The organism is Mobiluncus sp., from assembly GCF_985070215.1.
In genome coordinates this window covers 110,341-117,473 of sequence record NZ_CFKZQR010000002.1, presented here as the reverse complement: position 1 = coordinate 117,473, position 7,133 = coordinate 110,341, and the positions used below count along the sequence as shown (strand labels likewise).

The window sequence follows — 7,133 nt, the reverse complement described above, 5'->3', positions numbered from 1 at the left end:
GAGCCAAAACCCCCGCCGGTACTCCCGCACTGGCAGGCAAACCGCCGGTGGCTACCCCGGAACCGGCTTCGCTAAGCAAACCGTCAGAGTGTCCGTGATAGTTGCCGGCGAACTTGATAATCAAATCCCGCCCGGTCGCCCCGCGCGCCAAGCGAATAGCGGTCATGGTCGCTTCGGTTCCGGTCGAGACGAAACGGACCTTTTCCGCCAGCGGCACCCGTTGGCGGATAGCCTCGGCGAGCAACGTTTCCGACTCGGTGGGCGCCCCGAAACTGAGACCTGCCTCAGCCGCGCGCGTCACGGCCTCGACCACTCGTTCATCGGCGTGACCCAGCAGCATCGGCCCCCAGGAACAAACCAGGTCAACGAACTCGTGACCTTCCGCGTCCCACACGCGCGGCCCTTTGGCGCGAGTCACGAAAGCCGGCACGCCCCCGACCGAACCGTAGGCGCGTACGGGGGAATCGACCCCGCCGGGGATGACGGCTTGAGCCGCCGCAAACAAATCAGCATTCGTTGTCATTTCGCCCTCCTTTGGGTGATGAAAGTACTGTGTCACAAGTTCTTTCGGGTTACGTGTTCGGCTAGCTCACCGTGGCGCGGGCTCGGTTAGGCCAAGCCTTGCGCCGCCTCAATCGCATAGTAGGTCAACACGATGTCCGCTCCGGCCCGAACAATCGAGGTCAGGGACTCGTCGATGACCCGGGAACGGTCAATCCAGCCGTTAGCGGCTGCCGCCTCAATCATCGCATACTCGCCAGACACCTGGTAGGCGGCCACCGGCACCGGTGAAGCCGCGGCCACGTCAGCCAGCACGTCCAGGTACAGCGAGGCGGGCTTGACCATAACCATGTCGGCGCCTTCCTCAATGTCCAGCAGGGTTTCGCGCAGTCCTTCGCGGCGGTTGGCGGGGTCCTGCTGATAGGTGCGCCGGTCGCCTTTCAGGGCGCAACCGACCGCGTCCCGAAACGGCCCGAACAGGCCGGAAGCATATTTGGCGGAGTAGGCCATAATCGCCACGTCACTGTACCCGGCTTCATCCAGAGCCTCACGGATAGCGGCGACCTGGCCATCCATCATGCCGCTAGGGCCTACCGCGGCCGCCCCGGCCCGCGCTTGTGACACCGCCGTAGCCGCGTAACAGGACACCGCCCAATCGTTGTCTACCACACCGTCAGGGCGCAACGGTCCGCAGTGTCCGTGCGAGGTCGTCTCGTCCAGGCAGGTGTCGGCCATGACCACCAGCTGGTCCCCGACCGCGTCAGCGAGGGCGGCTATGCCCCGGTTTTGAATCCCGTTGGGATCCCAAGCTGCCGAACCGGTTTCGTCTTTGTCAGCGTCGGTGGGGACCCCGAACACAATCATGCCCCCGATGCCGGCATCCGCCGCTTCCCGGCCCAACTGCGCCAAAGACTCGGGCGTGTGCTGGTATTGGCCGGGCATGGACGGAATCTCTACCGGTTCGCTAATCCCGTCACGCACGAATACGGGCAGGATCAGCTGTTCAGGGCTCCAGCGGGTTTCCGCCACCAGGCGACGCATCGGCACAGACGTGCGCAACCGGCGGGGACGCACAAAAGGGGTCAGGCCGTGGGGCAGTTTCCGCGCAGGCACAACCTTGTCGTTCGCCCCGGCCTTAGTTCCGGCTTCAGAAGTCCCGGTGTGCCGTCCCCCGGTAGCGCTCGGGGTGGTCGGTCCTACCCCCAAATTTGCGGCGTGCGGTAATCCTGTCATGGTTATCCCCTAATCTCGTGCGGCTTTCTGTTCTAGTTCTCGAACAACGTTTTCATAAGCCCGAACGACCCCTTCGGTGTTCGTGGTTTCACAAACCTCGGCGGCAGACCAGCCCAGTTCTCGCAGCACGGTGGCGGAAGATTTCCCGAAAGCGATGGGTTCGGGCCATTGTTTCACGCCGGCTTTCGTCAGCAGTTCGTGGGCGGCGCGTGCTACCGAACCGGCCGTAACCAGCACGTAGGTCAGCGTTCCGGGAGCCAGGGCGGTCTCCCATTCCAGCGGTAAATCGGGTAGGCACACGGATTCATAGAGCCGCAGCTTTTCCACGTTGTATCCCTTGCGGTTCAACCCTTGTCCCAGGGTCGGGGCCGCCCCAACCGCACCGGGCAGCAGCACCGTTCCAGTCCCCGGCGGAAACGCCTTGACCAGCGACTCGGCGCAGGCTGGATCGGGTCCTACCAGGTCAACATGACCGTCAAGCTGACGGATGGCTTCGGCGGTGGCGGCACCTACGGCTGCGACCTGCACTTGGGCAAACAAATCTTCCAGGTCATAGTGAGCGTCCAGGAACGTGGCTGTTGCCACGCTGGAGAGTACAACCCAGTCGTATTCCCCGTCCTGCAGTCGCTGCATCGGCTCATACCAGTCCTCACTGGCAGTGGGTACTTTCTCGGTCACGGGCGCGCACACCACCGGCAGACCCGCCTTTTCCAGTCCCCGTGCCAACACGTCTCCCGGGACCCTGGGCACCAACAGTTTAGGTTTCATCAAATGTTATTCCCCCCACAATTCCTTTTCATTGTCTACCGTCTGATTGGCACCACTCTGGGTTGGTACAGATTTGGTGGCTTTGAGGTCGGCGATTGTTGCGGCTCCGGCCGCCAACAGTTCCCCAGCTAAATCCACCCCCAGCTGTTGGGCAGCGGCCAGCGCGAAATCACGCTGTGCGGTTTCGGCCCCCAGCAGTACGGTGGTTTCTCCGTTGACTTCCAGGACTTCGCCCTGATTTCCGATCACTCGGGCGGTCAGTTCTAGGCGTCCCGAGGGTGCTTCGACTCGTTTGTCCCAGGTCACCACTCCGCGCACGCCCAAGGGCGCGGCGCAGCCCGCTTCCAGGTAGCGTAGCAGGGCGCGTTCCGCACTAACCTCTAAATGGGTGGGTTCGTCGTCCACAAACTTGAGGATTTGGGCGAAGTTTCGACCCTCTTCACTGTCCAGCAGTTCGGGACGGGTTTCCAGGGCTAGCGCGCCCTGTCCACCGGCCGGTATTACCGTGCCTTCCAGGCTATCCGTGATAGCCTCGTCCATTCCCAAGCGGCGCAACCCGGCTCGTGCCAGCACCACCCCGTCCAAATCTTCCGCGGCTTTGCCCGGCTGCAGGCCGGCCCGTTCAGCCACGGCAGCTAAACCTTTCACCCGTCCGACTCGGGTCGGGACGTTGCCACGAATGTCTACCAAGGTAATATCCGGGCGTGCGAGGGCAATCTGGCGAGCCCGGCGCGGCGAACCGGTTCCAATACGCGAGCCAGCGGGCAAATCCGCTAAACCCAGACTGTCGCGTGCGACCAGCACGTCACGGGGATCTTCACGAGTTGGGGTGGCCGCCACCACCAGACCGTCTACCGGCACGGTGGGCAGGTCTTTCAATGAATGCACCACCAGGTCGCAGTGGCCCTCCAGCAGCGCTACCCGCAGAGCTGCCGCGAATACGCCGACTCCGCCGAGGCTGGCTAGGGAAGCCCGGTTGATGTCACCCTCCGTAGTGAAAGTCTGGACTTTCACGTGCAGCCCGCGCTGTTGTAGGTCGGATGCCACCGTGCGGGTTTGGGTCAAAGCCAGGGCAGAGGCCCGGGTGCCAATCACGAGCGGACGCTCAGCGCTGCCAATCGTTTGCATAAGTTCTAGCTTAAGCCAAAGCGGGGCTAAGTTGTAACCGAAGCGGCAAACCAACCTCCCGCTTTTCTAGCATTCATGGTAGAATTTTTCTATGCCGATGCTGACTATCAAAGATCCCCAAGTGTATGAAAACGTTCGCGAACTCGCGAAACGTAAAGGCATGACCATGACCGCCGTGGTGCGCGAACTGGCCCAACGGGAACTCGAGACTACGCGCCGACCGACTTATGAGGAAAAACTGCAGGCCATCAGGGAAATTCAAGCCCAAATGGAGGAGGAAGGGATAACTTTCTTGACTGATGACGACCTCTACGATGAGGACGGATTACCGAAGTGATTGTAGATACCTCAGTTTTAATCGCCATTATGGCTAAGGAACCTGGCTACCGGGAATATCTCGAAAAAATCCTCCGTAGCGACGACACGAAAATCAGTGCGGGAACCGCAGTTGAGTTTGAACTCGTGGCGCGCAAGTACGGTGATCCACCACAGGTCCTGCACGCCTTGGGCATTGAAATCACTCCCGTGGATCAAAACCACCTCTATTGGGCTCGCCACGCCATCCAAAATTTCGCCCGCGGCTCGGACTCGCCGGCCAAGCTAAACTTCGGGGACTGTTTTTCCTACGCTGCCTCCCGCGCCCTGAACGAACCGCTACTGTTCAAAGGCACGGACTTCAGCGCTACCGACGTCATCGCGGCGTGAGCGCCCGGCAACGGTCCGCCCCGCCCTTGTGAACCTGCCTATTGAAACTGCAATCCGCGAGCGACCACGGCAGTAATCCCGGTCCCGGCAAACAGGGCGCCTTCCAGGTCCAGGCCCTCCACGCGCTGAGCCGCGGCGGCAATCTGGTTGAGCACGGCGCGTTCCTCGGCGTTGGGGTGGGTCATGGCATCGCCCCAAAAGATGCGGCGCGAATCCAGGACCTGATCCATCGTCAGTTCCACTCCCAGCATCCGCGACGCGTCAGCCAAAGCCCGCTCCACCGTAATCTGGTAGACAAAACCGTCCGGGTCGCCCTCCCGACCGTAGGAAATCCGCAGGATATAGGTGTGAGGAGCGGCTCCCGCCATCGTGCCGGGCCATTTCGCGGAATAGTTCGTGATGGCTTTGGCCTGCAACACGTTCGGGTCCTCATCAGGTCCGCAGGGCGGAGGCCCGACCAACATGCCCGACCCGCGCGGCGGGTTGTCCAGCTGGGGTGCATTGACCGCCAGGGTCACGTTCATGACGTGGGTGCCTTTGTGCAGCTGGAATCCGGTGGTCAAATCACCGATTTCTTCCAGGGCCGCCGCGTCAAACCGCAGGGTAGCGTCCCGGTGGTCGCGTTCGGCGTGGAACTTTTGACGCAGCATCGAGGCCGCGGCCGAGTTCAGCACCTTCAGCGCGCTGTTGCCCGGCAGCGCCACCACAATCCGGTCGGTCGCCAGCCCGAAAGCATTACCGGTTTCTTCCGGAGGTCCGCCCTGGTACTTGGTGTTGGAAATCGTGTGTTTGCACCACACGACCCAACGCGGGTTTTCCGCTCCGATGCCGGCTTCGACGTGCATAACTCGCACGTGGTTGTCGATGCGTCCCCCCGCGTCGGTAATGCGTTTCACCAGCTCGTCTACCAGCTTGAACATGCCGCCCTCGGGCATCATCACCACTATCGAGTTGGGTTTGCGGGTGGCGGCCACCGCCTTGGTCAGTGACCCGGTGCGTGCCAGGGCAGCGCGCAATCCCGGTGCGACCCGGTCGGGATCCAGCCCGTTGGGGTGCGTGGAGTGAATGCCTCCCGCGAACGGGGTCACGAATGCGTCCAGCACGGCTTTCCCCAGCCGGGCTTCGACCAGTTCCCCAAAACTTTTCGCGTCCGCGCCGACTTCCGCGGGCAGTGTCAAATCCTGTCGGGCGCGCTCCAGGGCTTGTGGCCCGGCGATGTGGGTCAGTCCCTCCACGAACACCGGGTCGTCAAGGTCGGCGGGAATCCCCAGGGTTCCAAAGGGAATCCGCACGGCATCGTTGCGGCCGTGGTCCCACACCCAGGAATCGCTGTGGGGAGCGACCGGGTTCAAGCCCAGTTCCCGGCACAGCTCGGTGACTTCAGGAGTGCGGGTGGCGTAGGATTCGGCCCCGATGTCCACGGTGGCTCCCCCGAAAACTCCTGAACAGACCAGGCCACCGGGGCGTCCGCGCTCCTCCAAGATGAGAGGGCGCAGCCCGCGTTTTGTCGCCGCGTATCCGGCGGCCAGCGCGCCGAGCCCGCCGCCGAGGATAATCATGTCAAAGCCGTCGTCAGCCATATTGTTTCCCTTCAGAAGCGTTACTTGGTGGGTTTAGTGGGTTTTTGAGAGTTTTCGGTGGGGGACGTGGCCGGGGCTCGCCAAGTGTGGATTCGAGCGGTCAGTTCGGTCAGCACCCCCGGGTCGGTGTCGGGTCTCACCCCGTGTCCCAGGTTGAAAATGTGGGCAGGAGCGGCCAGCCCAGCCTGCAAGACCTGTTCGGCTTCGCGCCAGATTTGCTCCATGTGGTCAGTGGGTTTCGCATCTGTTGGGGTAGCGTCAGTTTGCGCCGGTTGCTCCGCGGTAACCAGCAGGTCCGGGTCGAGGTTGCCCTGCAGGACTTTCCCGGGCAGGCGCCGAGCGGCGGCGTCCAAGCCCAAGTCGGAGCCGATGGAAACGACCTCGGAGATTTCGCCCATCGCTTCAATGAGGTGAGCGGTGCCGACCCCGAAGTGAACGTGCGTGGCTCCCGGCGCGCCTTGGAAGGCAAGCGTCGAGTAGGGCAGGGCGAAGCGGCGGTATTCCTTTGCTGTCAGGGCTCCTGCCCAGGAATCGAACAGTTGCACCGCTTCGGCGCCGCCGTTAATTTGGGCTTTCATGAACTGACCGGACAGTTTCGCGCACCAGGTCGCCAGCTTGGTCCAAGCGGCGGGTTGCGCCTCAATAAAAGCACGGGTTTCCAGGCATTCTCGCCGCCGCGGCCCACCGGCTTCCAACAGGTAGGAGGCCAGCGTGAAGGGCGCTCCGGCGAATCCCAGCAGGACTTTTTCATAGGGCAGTTCGCGGCGGACATGGGCGGCGGCTTGCTCGATGACCGACCAGTCCGAAACTTCCAATTCGGTCAGTTTTTCTACCTCGGCGGCGCTGGTCAGAGGCTGTTTCAGCACCGGTCCGCGGCCGGGCACAATATCGATGTCTGCGCCGGCCAGGTACAGCGGCACCACGATATCGGAAAAGAACACTGCCGCGTCGACGTGGTGGCGGCGTACCGGCTGGAGGGTGATCTCGGCGGCGATCTCCGGGGTGGTGCAGGCGGCGAGCATGGATTTTCCCTCGCGCAGGGCACGATATTCCGGCAGGGACCGCCCGGCTTGGCGCATGAACCACACGGGTGTGGTAGCCGGTCTGATTCCGTTCAGCGCGGCACGCATACGTGAACCAGAGAATAGTGGGTCAAGACCCATAGAAACTGCAGCCAAAATACAATCCTAACTTAGGATACCCTTAGTAACTGTTTTG

At 62.4% G+C, this 7,133-nt stretch carries 8 protein-coding genes; 2 read left to right on the top strand and 6 right to left on the bottom strand.

Features of this window, described 5'->3' with window-relative positions; translation table 11 throughout:
• The 4 genes from AC5LBQ_RS01000 to hemC all read right to left on the bottom strand — a co-directional run.
• Positions 1–523, bottom strand: a 523-nt coding sequence (locus AC5LBQ_RS01000) for an aminotransferase class III-fold pyridoxal phosphate-dependent enzyme (protein WP_493264349.1), incomplete at its 3' end; no start/stop codon positions are given.
• An 86-nt stretch (positions 524–609) separates the two neighbouring features.
• Positions 610–1,734 carry a porphobilinogen synthase gene (gene hemB / locus AC5LBQ_RS00995; protein WP_491680606.1) on the bottom strand — a complete coding sequence of 375 codons (1,125 nt, stop codon included), beginning with the start codon at positions 1,732–1,734 and terminating at the stop codon, positions 610–612.
• A 9-nt stretch (positions 1,735–1,743) separates the two neighbouring features.
• A complete protein-coding gene (locus tag AC5LBQ_RS00990; RefSeq protein WP_307741993.1) occupies positions 1,744–2,502 on the bottom strand; it encodes a uroporphyrinogen-III synthase in 759 nt (252 codons plus the stop codon).
• 6 nt (positions 2,503–2,508) lie between these two features.
• Positions 2,509–3,630 (bottom strand): hydroxymethylbilane synthase, encoded by a 1,122-nt coding sequence (hemC, locus tag AC5LBQ_RS00985; RefSeq protein ID WP_491680607.1) that lies wholly within the window; start codon positions 3,628–3,630, stop codon positions 2,509–2,511.
• A 91-nt stretch (positions 3,631–3,721) separates the two neighbouring features.
• Between hemC and AC5LBQ_RS00980 the strand changes: the two genes are divergently transcribed.
• A complete protein-coding gene (locus tag AC5LBQ_RS00980) occupies positions 3,722–3,967 on the top strand; it encodes a type II toxin-antitoxin system VapB family antitoxin (protein WP_493264348.1) in 246 nt (81 codons plus the stop codon).
• 29 nt (positions 3,968–3,996) lie between these two features.
• Entirely contained in the window at positions 3,997–4,335 is a 339-nt protein-coding gene (locus AC5LBQ_RS00975; RefSeq protein WP_493264347.1) for a hypothetical protein, read from the top strand.
• Between the two features lie 38 nt (positions 4,336–4,373).
• On the opposite strand, the gene AC5LBQ_RS00970 is transcribed toward AC5LBQ_RS00975, so the two are convergent.
• A complete protein-coding gene (locus tag AC5LBQ_RS00970; protein ID WP_493264346.1) occupies positions 4,374–5,915 on the bottom strand; it encodes a protoporphyrinogen/coproporphyrinogen oxidase in 1,542 nt (513 codons plus the stop codon).
• A gap of 20 nt (positions 5,916–5,935) precedes the next feature.
• Positions 5,936–7,093, bottom strand: a complete 1,158-nt coding sequence (locus AC5LBQ_RS00965) for a uroporphyrinogen decarboxylase family protein (protein WP_493264345.1) — start codon at positions 7,091–7,093, stop codon at positions 5,936–5,938.
• Positions 7,094–7,133 lie beyond the last annotated feature (40 nt).